The organism is Klebsiella sp. ZJOU C1 (assembly GCF_035620215.1).
GTDB lineage: Bacteria > Pseudomonadota > Gammaproteobacteria > Enterobacterales > Enterobacteriaceae > Klebsiella > Klebsiella variicola.
In genome coordinates this window covers 3,379,667-3,396,567 of sequence record NZ_CP141644.1, presented here as the reverse complement: position 1 = coordinate 3,396,567, position 16,901 = coordinate 3,379,667, and the positions used below count along the sequence as shown (strand labels likewise).

Annotated in this window: 15 protein-coding genes; 8 read left to right on the top strand and 7 right to left on the bottom strand. The window is 62.2% G+C overall.

Features of this window, described 5'->3' with window-relative positions; genetic code table 11:
* Positions 1–159: 159 nt before the first annotated feature.
* Positions 160–1,893: an alpha,alpha-trehalase gene (locus tag SPE70_RS16275; RefSeq protein WP_023340388.1), complete on the bottom strand. Its 1,734-nt coding sequence runs from the start codon at positions 1,891–1,893 to the stop codon at positions 160–162.
* Positions 1,894–2,090: 197 nt separating this feature from the next.
* On the opposite strand from SPE70_RS16275, the gene SPE70_RS16270 reads away from it, so the two are divergent.
* From SPE70_RS16270 to SPE70_RS16250, 5 genes are all read left to right on the top strand, one after another.
* The gene (locus SPE70_RS16270) at positions 2,091–3,005 is read left to right on the top strand and encodes an alpha/beta hydrolase (RefSeq protein ID WP_044649605.1); all 915 of its coding nucleotides are present in this window, start codon (positions 2,091–2,093) and stop codon (positions 3,003–3,005) included.
* A gap of 182 nt (positions 3,006–3,187) precedes the next feature.
* Positions 3,188–4,627: a circularly permuted type 2 ATP-grasp protein gene (locus SPE70_RS16265; RefSeq protein ID WP_004180417.1), complete on the top strand. Its 1,440-nt coding sequence runs from the start codon at positions 3,188–3,190 to the stop codon at positions 4,625–4,627.
* On the top strand, positions 4,621–5,550 hold the full coding sequence (locus SPE70_RS16260; protein WP_002910835.1) for an alpha-E domain-containing protein: 930 nt from the start codon (positions 4,621–4,623) through the stop codon (positions 5,548–5,550). The genes SPE70_RS16265 and SPE70_RS16260 overlap by 7 nt, the downstream gene beginning before the upstream one ends.
* Positions 5,547–6,362, top strand: coding sequence for a transglutaminase family protein (locus SPE70_RS16255; protein WP_008804319.1), 816 nt, complete (start codon positions 5,547–5,549; stop codon positions 6,360–6,362). The genes SPE70_RS16260 and SPE70_RS16255 overlap by 4 nt, the downstream gene beginning before the upstream one ends.
* A 16-nt stretch (positions 6,363–6,378) precedes the next feature.
* Positions 6,379–7,125, top strand: coding sequence for a proteasome-type protease (locus SPE70_RS16250; protein ID WP_008804320.1), 747 nt, complete (start codon positions 6,379–6,381; stop codon positions 7,123–7,125).
* 61 nt (positions 7,126–7,186) lie between these two features.
* Here the strand turns inward: SPE70_RS16250 and SPE70_RS16245 are convergent, their stop codons facing one another.
* From SPE70_RS16245 to SPE70_RS16225, 5 genes are read right to left on the bottom strand one after another with little or no spacing between them, the layout of a single operon-like run.
* On the bottom strand, positions 7,187–8,272 hold the full coding sequence (locus SPE70_RS16245) for an ABC transporter ATP-binding protein (RefSeq protein WP_008804321.1): 1,086 nt from the start codon (positions 8,270–8,272) through the stop codon (positions 7,187–7,189).
* The gene (locus SPE70_RS16240; RefSeq protein WP_046620929.1) at positions 8,259–9,221 is read right to left on the bottom strand and encodes a carbohydrate kinase family protein; all 963 of its coding nucleotides are present in this window, start codon (positions 9,219–9,221) and stop codon (positions 8,259–8,261) included. The genes SPE70_RS16245 and SPE70_RS16240 overlap by 14 nt, the downstream gene beginning before the upstream one ends.
* Before the next feature lie 2 nt (positions 9,222–9,223).
* Positions 9,224–10,063: a carbohydrate ABC transporter permease gene (locus SPE70_RS16235; RefSeq protein ID WP_008804323.1), complete on the bottom strand. Its 840-nt coding sequence runs from the start codon at positions 10,061–10,063 to the stop codon at positions 9,224–9,226.
* Positions 10,053–10,961 carry a carbohydrate ABC transporter permease gene (locus tag SPE70_RS16230; RefSeq protein ID WP_012541290.1) on the bottom strand — a complete coding sequence of 303 codons (909 nt, stop codon included), beginning with the start codon at positions 10,959–10,961 and terminating at the stop codon, positions 10,053–10,055. The genes SPE70_RS16235 and SPE70_RS16230 overlap by 11 nt, the downstream gene beginning before the upstream one ends.
* Before the next feature lie 9 nt (positions 10,962–10,970).
* Positions 10,971–12,215, bottom strand: a complete 1,245-nt coding sequence (locus tag SPE70_RS16225) for an extracellular solute-binding protein (RefSeq protein ID WP_008804325.1) — start codon at positions 12,213–12,215, stop codon at positions 10,971–10,973.
* Between the two features lie 214 nt (positions 12,216–12,429).
* Between SPE70_RS16225 and SPE70_RS16220 the strand changes: the two genes are divergently transcribed.
* From SPE70_RS16220 to SPE70_RS16210, 3 genes are all read left to right on the top strand, one after another.
* Positions 12,430–13,638, top strand: coding sequence for an ROK family transcriptional regulator (locus tag SPE70_RS16220; RefSeq protein ID WP_008804326.1), 1,209 nt, complete (start codon positions 12,430–12,432; stop codon positions 13,636–13,638).
* Between the two features lie 74 nt (positions 13,639–13,712).
* A complete protein-coding gene (locus tag SPE70_RS16215; protein WP_168443339.1) occupies positions 13,713–14,699 on the top strand; it encodes a fatty acid desaturase in 987 nt (328 codons plus the stop codon).
* Positions 14,692–15,492, top strand: coding sequence for a phosphate/phosphite/phosphonate ABC transporter substrate-binding protein (locus SPE70_RS16210; RefSeq protein WP_064170577.1), 801 nt, complete (start codon positions 14,692–14,694; stop codon positions 15,490–15,492). Before SPE70_RS16215 ends, SPE70_RS16210 begins: the two co-directional genes overlap by 8 nt.
* Positions 15,493–15,539: 47 nt before the next feature.
* Here the strand turns inward: SPE70_RS16210 and SPE70_RS16205 are convergent, their stop codons facing one another.
* Positions 15,540–16,856, bottom strand: coding sequence for an NtaA/DmoA family FMN-dependent monooxygenase (locus SPE70_RS16205; protein WP_226544863.1), 1,317 nt, complete (start codon positions 16,854–16,856; stop codon positions 15,540–15,542).
* Positions 16,857–16,901 lie beyond the last annotated feature (45 nt).

Sequence of the window (16,901 nt, the reverse complement as noted above, 5' to 3'; positions counted from 1 at the left end):
TGTATTTATGTGATCAAGCGAAAGGTGACCGGTTCAGGGCGATGGGGGGAGTGACGTGCTTCCCGCGGGCCGCAGAGCGGGGCTGCACGGGGACGTTGTCAGCAGGGAGATAACTCCCCCTACTGATTTTGGTAGGGGGAGGGACGGGCCGGAAAAGCGTCAGGCGCCGGTTTTTTGCGCTGCCGCCGGTGCGGGGTCGTTGGCGGCTGGCTTGCTCTGCGCGGAAGGGGCCGCCGCCGGGCGCGTGGCGGGCAGGGCATCGCAGGGTTTCTCCTGCGGGCAGATCAGATCCAGCATCTTCAGGGTGACACCGTTGGTCCAGCCAAAGCCATCCTGTAGCGGATATTCGCCACCGCCGCCGCCGGTCCCGGTCGAGCTTACGTCATACTTCTCCACCAGCTTTTGCTTGCTGTCATAGGTATGCTGAACGTTGCTCAGGAAGCGCCAGCTGACCTCCATGGCGATCTTTTGTTGGCCGTAGTTTTGCAGGCCCTCGACCGCCACCCACTGCAGCGGCGCCCAGCCGTTCGGGGCGTCCCACTGCTGACCGCTGTTGACGGTGGTGGTGGTCAGCCCGCCGGGTTTGAGCAGCCGCGACTCAGCGGCGGCGGCCACTTTCGTCGCCCGCTCGCGTGACGCCGCATTGACGTACAGCGGGAACAGCGCCGCCGCGGTCAGCTGATTGCGCACCTTGCGGGTTTTCAGATCGTAATCGGCGTACCATCCCTCTTTATCATTCCACAGATATTTCTCGATGGCCTGCTGGCGGGCATTAGCCAGCGCATCGTACTGCGTAGCGCCGGCGCTGTCCCCGGATGCCTTGCTGGCGCGGGCGAGGGTTTTCTCCAGATGGAACATCAGGGCATTGAGATCGACCGGGACAATCGAGGTGGTGCGAATGGTGGCGAGCTGCTGCGGATTATCCATCCAGCGGGAGCTGAAATCCCAGCCGGAGGCGGCGGCGGAGCGCAGGTCGCGATAGATCTCGGTTGCCGGACGATTCGGGTTGCTTTTGGCGGTTTTGACGTCGTCAAGCCAGGACTCGGGGCGCGGGGTGTCGTTATCGTCCCAGTAGCGGTTGAGCAGCGCGCCGTCCGCCATCCGCACCGCCCGTTTGTCGGCGCTGCCGGGGGCCAGCGCGTCCGCTCCGGCCATCCAGTAGCGATACTCCTTCTCCAGCTGCGGCTGGTAGGTTTTCAGTACCTGGTCGCCATCGTGCGTCGCCAGCAGGCTCACCATAAAGGAGAAGAAGGGGGGCTGCGAACGGCTGAGGTAATAGGTGCGGTTGCCGTTGGGGATATGGCCCCAGGTGTCAATTTCCGCGGCGAAGTTGGCGACCATATCTTCGACTTTATCCCAGTGACCGCTTTCGGCAAGACCCAGCATGGTGAAATAGCTGTCCCAGTAATAGACTTCGCGAAAGCGTCCTCCGGGGACCACGTAGGGCTTAGGCAGCGGCAGCAGCGAGTCCCATTTTTCCACCTCGACGGTGCTGCGGGTCAGGACCGGCCACAGGCCATCGATATGTTGACGCAGGGTTTGCCCTTTAGGCGGCACATAGGTGTCATTTTCTTTCGGCAGCGTGAAGTTCAGCTCGACGAAGTGGCGCAGGTCAAAGCTGGCCTGGTTTTTCTGCATCCGGTAATCGGCAAGGATCATCAGCGGATCGCTGTTAGGGATCGCGTCGGCGAAGGTTTTTTGATCGGCAAAGAGCTTCGCGCTCTGGACATCATTGAACAACGGGCCCAGCAGAATATCCGGCGAGGGGGGCGGCGCGGTTTTGCCGTCTTCCGCCTGGACATTCAGGCTCATCAGGGCGAGCAGGGCGCCGCCGATCGCCAGGCGCAGGGTACAGGGCAAAGCAGCGGGACGATGTGCATCAGTACTCGTCATGGGGAGTTCTCCTTATCATTATCGACTGCGGGCCACGACGTTTGGCCATCCAGAAACCTTAGACGAATATCTGCCGCTGCGCGTGTCAGGGGTAACATTTTGCGCGAAAACAGAGGATTTACCTGCCAGGTTTTCTGATATAACCACCAGCAAAGCGGTTTGGTTTACAGGCAAGCCAACGCGCCCGGGAGCCAGTCATGAATCGACGTCAATTTCTGCTGTTTAGCGCCGCTGCGCTGTCTGCGGTGCGGGGCGCGGCGGCCACTGCTCCGGCGCTGACGCTGCCGCTGTGGCCGGATCAACCGCCGGGGGGAGGCGGGCCGGGGGGCGAGGCTCGGTTATCCGCCCGCGGCGCGCTGAGCCATATCCCTCGTCCTGTGCTGACGGTCTGGCAACCCGCCCGGGCCACTGGCCACGGAGTGCTGGTGGCGGCCGGCGGCGGATACCAGCGGATCGAGATGGGCAGTGAGGCCTGGCCTGCGGCGCACTGGCTGACGGCGCACGGCTATACCGCCTATGTCCTGAGCTACCGCTTGCCGGGGGAGGGCTGGCAGGCCGGTGCGCTGGCGCCGCTGCAGGATGCGCAGCGGGCCCTGCGGCTGATCCGCGCCCGGGAATCGCAGGTCAGCGTGCTCGGTTTTTCGGCGGGGGGACATCTGCTGGGGATGGCCGCCTGTCGGCCGGCGTTTACCAGCTACCCGCCGGAGGATGCGCTGGACCACCAGCCCGCCACCGCCGACGGCGCCGCGCTGATCTATCCGGTGATCACGCTCCTGCCGCCCTGGAGCCATACGGCGACCCATCGTCTGCTGGTGGGGCCGCAGGCGAGCGAGGCGGCCGACCGCGCCTGGTCGGTACAAACCTGGGTGACAACGGCCACACCGCCCTGTTTTCTGGTACAGGCGCAGGACGATCCGATTTCCGATCCGCACAATACGCTGTTGATGGCTAACGCCTGCCGCCAGCATCAGGTTCCTGTGCAGCTTTTCCGCTATACCCGCGGTGGCCATGGCTTTGGTATGGGGCGCCCGGGAACGCCGACGACCGCCTGGCCCACGGCCTATGCCGCCTGGCTGAAGGCGCTGGCGTCCACGATGGCGCAAAAATCGTAGCGCTGCCTCACGACGGTGCAACCGCAGCCGGGCGCGGGCGGCTGTTCTGGCGATTTTTTGCACAATCAGACGGCGGGTCAGAACAGATTTGCACAACGCCGCGGCGGTGGATGACCTGGCATAATTAATGCTTATCTCTTACCGGGATTACCACAAAGTGAGTACAACCGGAGGGGATAGCCATGATTAAAATTACGCTACCTGACGGGCATTATTATGACGAGATGCTGACCGCGCAGGGTGAACAGCGGCCGCACTATAATGCCTGGTGGCAATGGTTTCGCAACACCGATCAATTCTCTATCCGGCAGAAAAAAGCGCAAGCGGAACTGCTTTTTCACCGTATCGGCATCACCTTTAACGTGTACGGCGAGGATGAGGGAACCGAGCGGCTGATCCCGTTTGATAGCGTGCCGCGGATCATACCCGCCGGGGAGTGGCAGCGCATTGACCGCGGCATTCGCCAGCGGGTGAAAGCGCTCAACGCCTTCCTCTATGACATCTATCATGAGCAGAATATTCTGCGCGCGGGGCTGATCCCGGCCGAGCAGGTGCTGGCCAACGAGCAGTATCAGCCATGCATGCAGGGCATCAACCTGCCAAACAACACCTATGCCCATATCACCGGCGTCGATATGGTGCGCAATAACGACGGTCAATACTACGTGCTGGAGGATAACCTGCGTACGCCGTCCGGCGTCTCCTACATGCTCGAAAACCGTAAGATGATGATGCGCCTCTATCCGGAGATGTTCGAGCAGCATCACATTGCGCCAGTGGAGCGTTACCCGAGCTACCTCCTGCAGACCCTGCGCGAAAGCTCGCTGGTGGATGACCCTTGCGTCGTGGTGATGACCCCGGGGCGCTTCAACAGCGCCTACTTTGAGCACAGCTTCCTGGCGCAGCAGATGGGGGTCGAGCTGGTGGAGAGCGCCGACCTGTTCATTAAGAACGGCGCGGTGTATATGCGGACCACCGAGGGGCCGCGGCGAGTGGATGTGATTTATCGCCGCATCGACGACGCCTGGCTCGACCCGCTGGCCTTCCGCGCCGATTCCATGCTCGGCGTACCGGGGCTGCTGTCAGTCTATCGCGCCGGCGGCGTGGTGCTGGCCAACGCTATCGGCACCGGCGTCGCCGACGACAAATCAATCTACCCGTACGTTCCGGAGATGATCCGCTTTTACCTCGGCGAACAGCCGATCCTCAGCAATATCCCCACCTGGCAGTGCCGGAAAGCAGAGGACCTGCGCTATGTGCTGAGTAACCTTGAGCTGATGGTGGTCAAGGAGGTCCATGGCGCCGGGGGTTACGGCATGCTGGTTGGCCCGCGTTCGACTAAAGAGGAGCGAGAGGCCTTCCGCCAGCGCCTGCTGGCCAATCCGGCCAACTATATCGCCCAGGACACCCTCGCGCTGTCGACCTGCCCCACCTTCGTTGATGAAGGTCTGTCGCCGCGACATATCGATTTACGGCCCTACGTGCTGTCCGGGCAGGAGATGCGGCTGGTGCCCGGCGGCCTGACCCGCGTGGCGCTGACCGAAGGGTCGCTGGTGGTCAATTCGTCGCAGGGCGGCGGAACCAAGGATACCTGGGTGATGGAGGATGACGCATCATGCTAAGTCGTACGGCGAGTGAATTGTTCTGGATGGCCCGCTATCTCGAGCGGGCGGAAAGCTACGCCAGGGTACTGGACGTGACCTGGAAATTATCGATGATCCCCCGGCACAGCCAGCAGTCGCGGGATCTGGCGCTGCCGCTGAATTTGTCGATGACCCACGAGCTGTTTCAGGCGCGCCATGCCCGCTTTACCATGAGCAACCTGCTCAACTTTTTTGCCCTCGATGGCAACAACCCCTGCAGTATTTACAGCTGCGTGGAGATGGCGTGGAACAATGCGCACGCGGTGCGCGGCAGTCTGTCGGCCGAGGTGTGGGAGAGCATCAACGCCACCCGCATCGAGCTGCGAACCCTGCGCCAGCAGGGGCTGGGCGAACTCGGCAGCGACGGCTTTTTCGAGTGGGTGAAAGAGCGGGTGCATCTGTTTCGCGGGGCGGTGATTGGCACGCTGCTGCGCAACGACGCGCTGAGCTTTATCGGCATCGGCACGCTGATAGAGCGCGCCTTCGCCACCACCCAGCTGCTGCTGATTAAGGATCAACAACTGACCAACGACCCGGATCCGGTGCGGGAATACTATCGACTGGATACCTTGCTCAATGCGGTCAGCGCCCGCGAAGCCTACAACAGCCTCTATCGCCAGCCAGTCAGTCGCGAAACGGTGATGGAGCTGCTGATCCTGCGTAACGATATTCCGCGTTCGCTGCGCGCCAGCATTGCCGATCTGGTCGGCGAGCTGGAGAAGATCGCCAACGATCGCTCCTATCAACCGCTGCGCCTGGCCCATCAGCTCAACGTTGACCTGCGCTTCAGCACCCGCGACGACCTGGCGCAGGCGGACCTGCAGACCACCCTTAACGGCCTGCTGGCGAGAATTAACGCGCTGTCCGACAGCATCAGACAAACCTATCTGGAGGCCTTATGAAACTGGTCATCGATCATCTCACCCGCTATGGCTACGATGAAGAAGTGAAGTTTTCCACCCAGTATCTGCGCCTGACTCCGCGCAGTACCGGCCGGCAGACCATCACCGCCTGGACGCTGACCCTTCCGGACGGGGCGGCGGTGACCACTACCGACGGCTGGGGCAATGTGCTGCATGTGCTGACGCTGGATAACCCGCACAAGGAGATCACTATCCGCGCCAGCGGGATTGTCGATATCGCCGACGAAGGGGAAGAGACGCGTGATGAAGAGGCCGAGCTGCTGTCGCCGCTGGTTTTTCTGCGCTGTACGCCGTTAACCCGCGCCGATACGGCGATCCGTGAGTTTGCCCAGCGCCTCTATCGTCCCGATGCGGCGGAAGAAAGTCTGAATCAACTGATGGCGGATCTGCTGTTAAGAATGCCATACTCCCCCGGCGCGACCCAGGTGCAGGACTCCGCCGCCGACGCCTTCGCCCGCGCGAAGGGGGTGTGCCAGGATCATACCCATGTTTTTCTGGCCTGCTGCCGCGCGCTGGAGATCCCGGCGCGCTACGTCAGCGGCTATGTTTACAGCGATAACGCTCAGCATGTGGCGATGCACGCCTGGGCGGAAGTCTGGCTCGACGGCCGCTGGCTGTCGTTTGATATCACCAATAATACCCGTCGCCTGAATCAGCATTTGCGGCTGGCGACCGGGCTGGATTATCTCGACGCCTGCCCGGTACGGGGCACCCGGCTGGGCGGCGGCGGGGAGATTATGTTAACCAACGCTGAAGTGCGCGAACACAGCCAGCAGGCGCAGCAGCAATAATACGGGAAAAACCGCAATGACCTACTGTGTGGCCATGTGCCTGGCGGATGGACTGGTGTTTGCTTCCGACTCCCGCACCAACGCGGGCGTCGACCATATTGCCACTTTTAAAAAGCTGCACGTTTTCCATCAGGAGGGGGAACGGGTACTGGTGCTGCAATCCGCTGGCAACCTGGCCACCACCCAGAGCGTGATAAGCCTGCTCAGCGCGCGCATCCGTACCCAGCAGGAGCCGAATCTGATGCAGGTCACCTCCCTCTACGACGCCGCGATGCTGATCGGTAAAACGCTGCTGGAGGTGATCCAGCGCGACAGCAGCAACCAGCAGAACTGCAGTAACACCAACTTCAACTGCAACCTGCTGCTTGGCGGCCAGATCGCCGGCGAAACCCATCGTCTGTTCCATATTTATCCGGAGGGCAACTTTATTGAAGCCACCCGCGACACACCTTATTTCCAGATTGGTGAAAGCAAGTACGGCAAGCCGATCATCGATCGGGTGCTGACCATCGATACGCCGCTGGAGCAGGCGATGTGCTGCGCGTTGATCTCCATTGACTCGACGCTGCGCAGTAATCTGTCCGTCGGCCTGCCGCTGGATACGCTGCTCTACCGCAGCGGCAGCCTGAGCAGTGCCGGGCAGCATCGCATCACCGACAGCGATCCCTACTTCAACCGCATCCGCAAGGCGTGGTCCGAAGGGCTGTTGCACACCTTCCAGACGCTGCCGACCTGGACCCCAGCGGAGCGGGAAGAGGAGTAGCCCTGGAACACGACCTCGCCCGGAGCCCGGCCACACGGATGATGACCGGCTCCCTTCGCCCTTAGCGCGTCTCCGCCAGCCGCTCGCCGCTGGCGGCATCAAACAGATGCAGGTTTTCGCGGCGGAGAGTCAGCCCCAGCGTCTGCTGCGCCGCGACCGCCACCCTGCCGGCAACCTGCACATGCACCGGAAAACCCTGCCAGTCGAGATGCAGCAGGGTGGATTCCCCCGTCACCTCCATGATGTTTACCGTTGCCGGCGCGCCATGCGCATCCGGCAGAATATCCTGCGGGCGCAGACCGACAATCAGCGGGGCATCGCCCTGCTGCGCCACGGCCTGATGCCAGCGTTCGGCCAGCGGAAACCACAGCGCGCCGCAGGCGACGCCGGGCTGGCCGTCGCGCACGGCGCGCTGACCGGGCAGGAGATTCATCGGCGGGGAGCCGATAAAGCGGGCGACGAAGGTATTGCAGGGCTGGTCGTAAATGGCCAGCGGCGCCCCCTGCTGGACGATCTGCCCGTCGCGCATCACCACAATCTGATCGGCCAGAGTCATCGCCTCCACCTGGTCATGGGTGACATAGATCATGGTGGTATTGATGCGCTGGTGAAGGGATTTGATCTCCGCGCGCAGCTCCATCCGCAGCTGGGCGTCAAGGTTCGACAGCGGCTCATCGAACAGGAAAACCTGGGGGTTTCTGACCATGGCCCGGCCCATCGCCACCCGCTGGCGCTGGCCGCCGGAGAGCGCTCGCGGATAGCGAGCCAGCAGTTTATCAATCCCCAGCAGGCTGGCGACCTGCTGCACTTTGCTTTTCTGTAACTGCTTATCCACCTTTTTGACCTGCATATGAAAGGCGAGATTTTCCGCCACCGTCAGGTGGGGGTAGAGCGCGTAGCTCTGAAAGACCATCGCCACATCGCGGTCGGCCGGATCCAGATCGTTGACCGGCCGCTTGTTCATCAGAATGGTGCCGCCGGAAAGCGTTTCGAGACCGGCCAGCAGGCGCAGCAGGGTCGACTTGCCGCAGCCGGAAGGGCCCACCAGTACGGTAAAGCTGCCGTCGGGGATGGTGAGGTCCAGCGGCTGGAGCACCGTCTGTTTGCCGTAGCGCTTGGCGACATCGATCAGTTCAACACTGGCCATCGGTGGCCTCCTCAAGGTGATGTTGCAGGGTATGCCAGTCGGGATAGCGGCGCGGGGAGGTGCCGATCGCCTGCGCGGCGACGGTATTTCCCCAGCGCAGCGCGGCTGCCGCAGGTTTACCGCTCAGCAGCGCGGCAAGGAATCCTGCGTTAAAGCTGTCGCCAGCGCCGATGGTATCGATCACGGTGACTGGCCGGGTCGGCGCATGGTGATGGCCGTCGGTCGTCCAGCAGTCCGCGCCGTCGGCGCCGCGCTTTACCACGCACCCGCCGCGGCCGCTGAGCCGTGCCGCCAGGGCTGCGGCGGCTTCGGCGAGGGTCGGGTGGCCGGCCAGCTGCAGGGTTTCAACGTCGTTGAGCAACAGCCAGTCGCAGTCGCCCAGCCAGCGGTCGACCTCATGACGCAGCGGGTCGCTCCAGCCCTGAGGCGGCCAGCCGGTATCGACGGCAAGGGCAAAACCGCGCTGGCGGAGCGTGGCGAGCAGCTGCGGATAGTCGGACAGCAGCCCGGTACAGAGAAAGGTACCGCAGAGCAACACGATATCGCCCTCGCCAGCGGCGGCCGGCAGCTGGCTCAACACATCCCCGGCGGTCAGGCGGGTAATATGTCCGTGGTTGCTGAGGAAGGAGCGCTCTTTGTTGGGATGGGTGATCGCCACCGTCAGCGAAGTTTCACAGGGATACTGCGGCCAGCGTGCGCTGCCGCCGGGAAACTGTGCCGCCAGCCACGGAGTAAACGCGTCGTCGCCCTGACAGCCGACCGTGCAGTGCGGAAGCTGCATGGCGGCGGCGGCCAGCGCGCAGTTGCCGGCAGAGCCGCCGGGCCGCAGAGCGCTGTGCTCGAGCATCATCTCAGTCCCCTGGGCAGGCCAGTGGGTCAGGGTTCCCATCACTAAATCAATATTGTAATTGCCCACGATATAGAGCACAGGTGTCCTGGTGTTATTCATAGTTATCCTTTACTTCCCCCGTTGGTGAGGCCGCTGACCAGCGATTTTTGCAACCAGATAGCAATCAACAGCGGAGGGACTGAGGCCAGTATGCCGACCGCCGCCACCAGCCCGTCATCGGTGGCGCGGCCAGCGGTGAAGCCGGCGATGGTCACCGGCAGCGTTTGGGCGGCGAGGTTGCTGGTGAACAGTAGCGCATAGAAAAACTCGTCCCACGCCAGCAGCCAGCCGAACAGCGCGGCGGCGCCAAGCATCGGTTTCGCCAGCGGCAGAGTGATACGCAGCAGGACCTGCCAGATGCGCAGACCGTCAAGCCGGGCCGCCTGTTCGATATCCTGCGGCAGGGTATCGAACTGGTTTTTGACCATCCACGTCAGAAACGGCACGATCAGCGAGCAGTAGACCAGCACCAGCCCGCTGCGGGTGTTGAGCAGGCCAAAGTGTTCAAGAATAAAATAGAGCGGCAGCACAAAGGCCACGGGCGGCACCATATAGATGCCGAGGCCGGCGTACAGCCAGCCGTCGCGGCCGGGATAACGCGAAAAGCTGAAGGCGGCGGGGATCGCCAGCAACAACGACACCAGCGTCGCCCCGGCGGCCACCAGCAGGCTGTTGCCCAGCGCGGGAAGAAACAGCGCCCCGGGTTCGCCAGGGGCCAGCGACAGCAGATGGCCATATCGGCTGAAGTCCCACTGCCGCGGGAGCCACTCCAGCGGGACGCGGGTGAGGTCCGCGGTGGTGCTGACGCTCATCAAAAACAGCCACAGCATCGGGGCGAGGATCGAGATCGCCACCGCCAGCGCCGCCAGGTAACGCAGTACGATGTACCCTTTACGCTTCATCATCAACACTCCGGCGCCGCTGACGCAGCAGCAAAAACAGATACAGGGCTATCAGCACGGCGCACATCAGGCTCATCAGCATGGCGTAGGCCGCGCCGCTGCCGGCGCGCAGGTAGCTGAAGGACTCCTGATAGACAAAAAAGCTCAACGTTTTGGTACTGTCGAGCGGGCCGCCGCGGGTCATAACATAGATAATGTCGAACACTTTGAAGGCATCGATGGTGCGTAGCACCAGCGCGACGCCAAGGGGACCCACAATGGCCGGAAAGGTAATGGCGCGAAAACGCCGCCAGGCCGAGGCGCCGTCGAGCCGCGCCGCCTCGTACAGATCGTCGGGAACAGACTGCAGGGCGGCCAGCACCAGCAGGGTGACCAGCGGGTAGTTTTTCCAGATATCCGCCAGCATCACCGCGTGCAGCGCGGAATCCGGCGAGCCCAGCCAGCTGCGATAGCTGTCAATCAGCCCCAGCTGGCTGAGCAGAGCATTAACGCTGCCGTAGTCGGGATTAAAGTTAAGCCGCCACATCATGGCGTTGACGATAGTTGGCAACGCCCACGGCAGGATCACCAGCACCCGCAGGACATTTCGCCCGACAAAACGCTGATTCAACAACAGCGCCACCAGTACGCCGATCGCCCCCTCAATCGCCACCGAGACCACGGTGAAATAGAGCGTTCGCGCGAAGGCCGCACGAAAGTCCGGGTCGGTCAGGGCATAAAGATAATTATCCAGCCAGACGTAGTGGGTCGCCTCGCCGCTTCCCGCCAGCGCGGTATCGGTAAAACTCAGCCACAGCGTGCGCGCCAGCGGCCATGCGGTGAGGATAAACATCGCGATAAGCATGGGCGCTAACAGTACCCATGCCTGACGATGCTCGCGTCGTTGCAGACTCAGCATCATGCCTCCTTAACGCAGACGGGCCGCGCTGGTGTCGACCGCCTTGAGGGCGACGTCGGGCGTGGCTTTACCCTGCAGTACCGACTGAAGCTGCTGTTGCAGGGTGTTTGACAGGCGCGAGTAATCTGCCGTTTCGGGACGAGAGAGCATCACGTTCAACGACTTGTCGGCGGCGGCGATCAGGCTCTCCTGGCCTTTGGCAACGGCAGGATCCTGGTACGAGGCTTTCCACACCGGCAAGCTCAGTTTGGCATACTTGTCCTGTACCGGCTGGGAGGTCAGATAGTGAATATACTGCCAGGCCTCTTCCGGATGCTGACTGGCTTTGGCGATGCCCAGCCCCATAGAACCGTTGACGGCGCCGGGTTTATCCGGGGTATCGCCTGGGGCGGGGACAATGCCAACATCACCTGCGACTTTACTCTGTTTCGGATCGTTGGCCATGTTGTACATATAGGTCCAGTTGAGCGCAAAGGCGGCGTCGCCATTGGAGAAAGCCTTACGCACATCCTCCTCAAGATATTCACGTGATGCCGGGTTGCTCAGCCCCTGATCGAGCGAGGTTTTCATCAGCGTGACCGCTTTCAGCGAGGCGGGCGTCGAAAAATCGAGCTTGCCGTTCTGGTAGAAGCTCCCGCCGAAGCCGGAGACGAGGGTGGTGTAATCACAGACCAGCGCTTCCGCTTGCGACCAGCTCCAGACCAGAGGATATTTAACAATCCCTTTGTCCTTAAGCACTTTGGCGTCGTCCATTACCTGCTGCCAGCTGGCAGGCGGCGTTTTGATCCCCGCTTTGTCCAGCATGGCTTTGTTGTAATACAGATATTTGGTGTCGAGGATCCACGGCATGCCGAGGGTTTTGCCTTGATACACCACGGTATTCATCGCCCCGGGGAAAATCTTCTCGCGCTCGTCGGCGGCAATCCGTGAGGAGACATCCTGCAGCAGATCGAAGCGGCTAAACTCCGCCGGCCAGATCGCGTCGAACAGCACCACGTCGTAGCCGTTACCCCCTGCGCCGCGGGCGGCGACGATCTTGTCGTGCAGCGCTTCATAGGGGACGAATTCGAGATTGACCTTCACGTCAGGGTGTTGCTTTTCGAAGTCACTGGTCATCGCGCGAATGTCGTTTTCGCTATAGGCCGCCTGGGTCATGAACAGGGCATTAATCTGGGTCGCTGCGCTGACGCTCCCGCTGATAACGAGCATCGCCAGCAGACAGGCGTTGACCCGTAGTGCGCTGTGGTATTTCATCTTTGCTCTCCGCTGTGCTGTACTGAAAGGGGTTATGATTTATTAAATCAATTTGATTGATTTAATCAGGGCGACAATATCGGCGACATCTCCCGAGGGGCCCCAGCACTAAGCGTAGCAAAGGGTATGCCATCGCGAAGACCCGCCTGCGCGGGTCGTTGTCAGATCTGTGATGCCGGCTAAAATTTCACCAGTCCAGCCTGGAAGGGAAACGATGAAAACATCAGGTACAAACCTTGAACATGCCCGGGTGCATAACCGCCGGGTGATCATTGAGGCGGTGCGTTTACATGGCGAGCTGACCCGCGCCGAGCTGGCGCGGCTGACCGCGCTGACCCCGCAGACCGTGTCGAATATTGTGGCGGAGCTGGAGCAGATGGATCTCCTGACCAGCCACCAACCGCGGCGCGCCAGCGGCCGTGGACAGCCAGCGGTGCCGGTGAGCCTCAATCCCGCCAGCGCCTGGTCAATTGGCATCCATCTTGATCATCAGACGCTGATTGTGGTGCTGGTGGATCTGGCCGGCGAGGTCCATTTTCGCCGACTCATTCTGGTGCAAAAGCCCCAGCCTGGTGCGACCTTTGCCCGCCTCGCTGAGGTGCTGAATGAGATCCGTGCGCTGCCGACGCTGGACTGGTCGCGGGTGCTGGGGATGGGGGTCGTGATGCCGGGGCCCTTTGGCGTGGAAGGGATCTCGTCGACGGGGCCCACGACGCTCAACGGCTGGGAAGGGGTCGATGTAGCGGCGGAGCTCGGGCGACTCAGCGGCCTGCCGGTGACTCTCGAAAACGACGCCACGGTGGCCGCCATTGGCGAACGCTTTCACGGCGTGGCGCGGCAGCTCAACTCTTTTGTCTATCTCTATATTGGCACCGGTCTGGGCGCCGGTATTTTTACCGATGGTCATGTGTATACCGGCCATGCCCATAACGCCGGTGAGGTCGGGCATATTGTGGTCGCGCCGAACGGTCGCCCTTGCTATTGCGGGAATGAGGGATGCCTTGAGCGCTATGTTTCGCTGCAGGCGGCCTATGAGTTTTGCGGCCTCGACCCCTATCGCGCGCTGCCGGAAGATCTGCTGTCGGTGGACGCTGCGCTTTTCGACCAGTGGATCACCAGCATCCTGGCGCCGTTGCGTCAGGCGATCAATTTGCTGGAGTGCGTCTTCGATGCCGAGACGGTGGTGGTGGGCGGTATGATGCCCGCCCCCTTGCTGGAGAAAGTGCTGGCGCGGCTGCCGCCGCTGTATCAGTCTGTGCGCGGGCGTTACCTGCCGGCGCAGCGTGTCAAAATGGGGATGACCGGCACCGATACCGCCGCGCTGGGCGCCGCTGCGCTGCCAATCTTTGATGAATTTAATCCGCAGTTTCAGGTGTTGATGAAAGCGGTGAATACAAACGCGCTTTTTGGCAAAGCTAAGTAAATTAAATACTTTGTTATTTAACGTGTTATCTCACATCTTCGGAGGGAATGAGGCAACACGGCAAGGTATCGGAAGTGACGGAAAAGAAGACGGCTGTCTATGTGGATGATCAACAGCGCATCCTGATCCGCCAGCTGGCGCGCAGCTGGCTGTGGCGCAGCGAGCTGCCGACATGGCTGCTGATTGTGACGGTTTACGGCGGCTGGTTTGCCTGCGTGGCGGGCTGGCAGACGCTGGGTTTGATGCCGGCCACGCTGCTGCTGATCTGGTTTACCACCTGGTATATGTCCTTACAGCACGAGCTTATCCATGGGCATCCCACCCGGCTGGCATGGTTTAACCAGCTGTTGGGGACGCTGCCGCTGGCGGTCTGGTATCCCTATGACATCTACCGCGACAGCCACCTGGCGCACCATCGCAACCATCTGCTGACGCACCCCGAGGACGACCCCGAATCGTACTATGTGACGGCGGAAAGCTGGCAGCGCTTCTCAGCCTGGCAGCGCCGTCTTATCCACCTGCGCAACACCTTCTGGGGGCGTCTGCTGCTGGCGCCGCTGATGGATATTATTCACACCCTGAACAGCGCGCTGCGGGCTTTCCGCGAGGGCGACCGCCGCGCTATCGCCATGTGGAGTCTGCATCTGTTGCTGCTGACGGGCCTGCTGACCTGGATGGCGGCGCAGGGTTTTTCCCCACTGTGGTTTGTGCTGGCGGTGAGCTACCCGGCGCTGGCCCTGACCAAAGTGCGCTCTTTTCTCGAACACCGCGCCGCGGATGACCCGCTGGCCCGCTCGGTGATCAACGAGGCCGGGCTCCCCTGGCGGGTGCTGTTCCTCAATCTCAACTACCATGCGGTGCATCATGACCTGCCAGGGGTCCCCTGGTACGCTTTACGTCAGCTGTATCTGCATCGCCAGACGGCTTATCTGCAGCGTAATCAGGGATTCCTGGTGCGTGGGTACGGCGAGTGGCGACGCCATTTTGGCCGCCGGGCGGTGGCGGTGAACGCCCATCCGGGCTTTGGCGAGCAGGCGCAAGCGGGAGGAGAACATGGCTGAACGCATGACCTTTCCGATGTATGCCATCCACCGTCAACAGACCCAGGCCCTGTGGCAGGCGGTGCAGTCGCTGCTGGCCGAACGCGGCGTGACCGTGACGGGAGATCCTCCGACGGCTGACCCCGAGGATCTGCTGGACCACTGGCGCCAGCCGACGCTGTTGCTGAGCCAGACCTGCGGCTACCCGCTGGTGACCCAGCTGCCGGAGGTGCAGACGGTGGGCTGTTTCCACTACGCCGCGCCCGGTTGTGAAGGGCGCCGCTACCGCAGCCTGTTGGTGGCCCGCGAAGCGGATAGTCATCGGATGCTGGGGGACTTTTTTGGCCGTCGGGCCGCGTGCAATGCCGAGCACTCGCAGTCCGGCTACAACGTGCTGCGTAAAATGGTCGCGCCGCTCTCCCGGGAGGGGCGATTTTTTTCGGAGGTGGTGTTCAGCGGCAGCCATCGGCAGTCGCTGCGCGAGCTGCAGCAGGAAAACGCCGATATCGCCGCCATCGACTGCGTGACCTACGCGCTGCTGCAGCGCCATCAGCCGCAGGCCCTGGCAGGCCTGGTGGCGATCGGCTGGAGCCCGGCCGCGCCAGGGCTGCCGCTGATCACCGCCGGCGCCACTCCGGCGGCGACGCTGAATAGCCTGCGCGAGGCGCTCCAGCAGTTAGTGAGCGATGCGCGCTATCGTCCCCTGTGCGATGCCTTGCTGATCTGCGGCTATAGCGATATGCCGCGGGAGGCCTATGCGCCGCTGCTGGCGTGGCGGGATGAGGCCGCGGCGCTGGGAGTCAGCCAGCTATAGGTAAAATGCCCCGGCCAGCGGTCTGTGCCGGGGCGGGCCACGTCGGGCTACGGCGCGGTGAAGCGGTTTTCCACCGCGGGCAGACCGAGCTTTTCACGCAGGGTGCCGGGCGGGTAGCGATCGCGCATGACGCCGTTACGCTGCAGAATCGGCACCACCTGGTCAACAAAGCGGTCAAAGTCTCCCGGCAGCAGCGGGAACATCAGGTTGAACCCATCGGCGGCGCCCGCCTGCCAGGTCTCCGTTAAGGCGGCGGCAATCTCCTCGGCGCTGCCCAGCAGCAGCCAGCTATCGGAACTCTGTAATAACAATTTCCCCAACTCCAGCAGGGTGAGCCGCGGATCGTACTGGCGGATAAGCTTCAGCGCCGTGCGGATGCCATCAAAGCTCTCTTCATCGGGGAGCGGCGGCAGGGGTTGGTCCCGTGGCAGGGTGCTGAGATCCATCCGAAGATAAGAGGAGAGCAGGTCGATAGCCATCTGGTCGCTCATCAGCTGCTCGTTAAGCTGCTGGCGGGCCGCCTTTTCCTCGCTGGAGTTCACCACCACCGGCAGGACCCCGGCGATAATTTTGAAATTGGCCGGATCGCGCCCGTGCTGGCGCAGCCGCTGGTTCATCTCTTCGCGATAGGCCAGCCCTTCGGCGATCGAGTGAATAAACACGAAGTGCATATCAGACCAGGCGGCGGCCAGCGCTTTTCCCGCCTCTGAAGAGCCGGCCTGCACCAGCAGCGGATGGCCCTGCGGCGGGCGAGGGACGTTGAGCGGGCCGCGCACGCGAAAGTACTCGCCCTGATAGTCGAGGTGATGCACCTTGCCGGCATCGGCGAATACTCCGTGCGCTTTATCGAAGATCGCCGCGCCATCTTCCCAGGAATCCCACAGGCGAGTGACCACGTCGATGAATTCACTGGCCCGCTGGTAGCGGGTGCCGTGGCGGGGAAGCTGCTCCAGACCGAAGTTTGCCGCCTCTTCTTCCAGCCACGATGTCACCACATTCCAGCTGGCCCGGCCATTGCTGAGGAAATCCAGCGAGGCAAAGTAGCGCGCCAGGTTATAGGGTTCGTTATAGGAGGTCGACGCGGTGGCCATCAGACCGATATGCTCCGTCACCGCGGCGAGGGCGGAGAGCAGCGTCAGGGGTTCAAGCCGGGCGTTGGCATAGTGGGTCAGGCCGCTGGGCACCGTATCCCACACCGCGATATGGTCGGCGACAAAGATAGCGTCGAGGGTCGCCGCTTCGGCCTTGCGCGCCAGACTGGCGTAATAGTTGAGGGTAAATATTTCCGCTTCTGGTGCGTCAGGGTGACGCCAGGAGAAACGGTAATCCCCCTGCGGGTTATAAAAGAACAGGTTCAGGATCATGTGTCGGGTAGACATAGCGTGGACTCGCGGCTGAACGCCATCCGT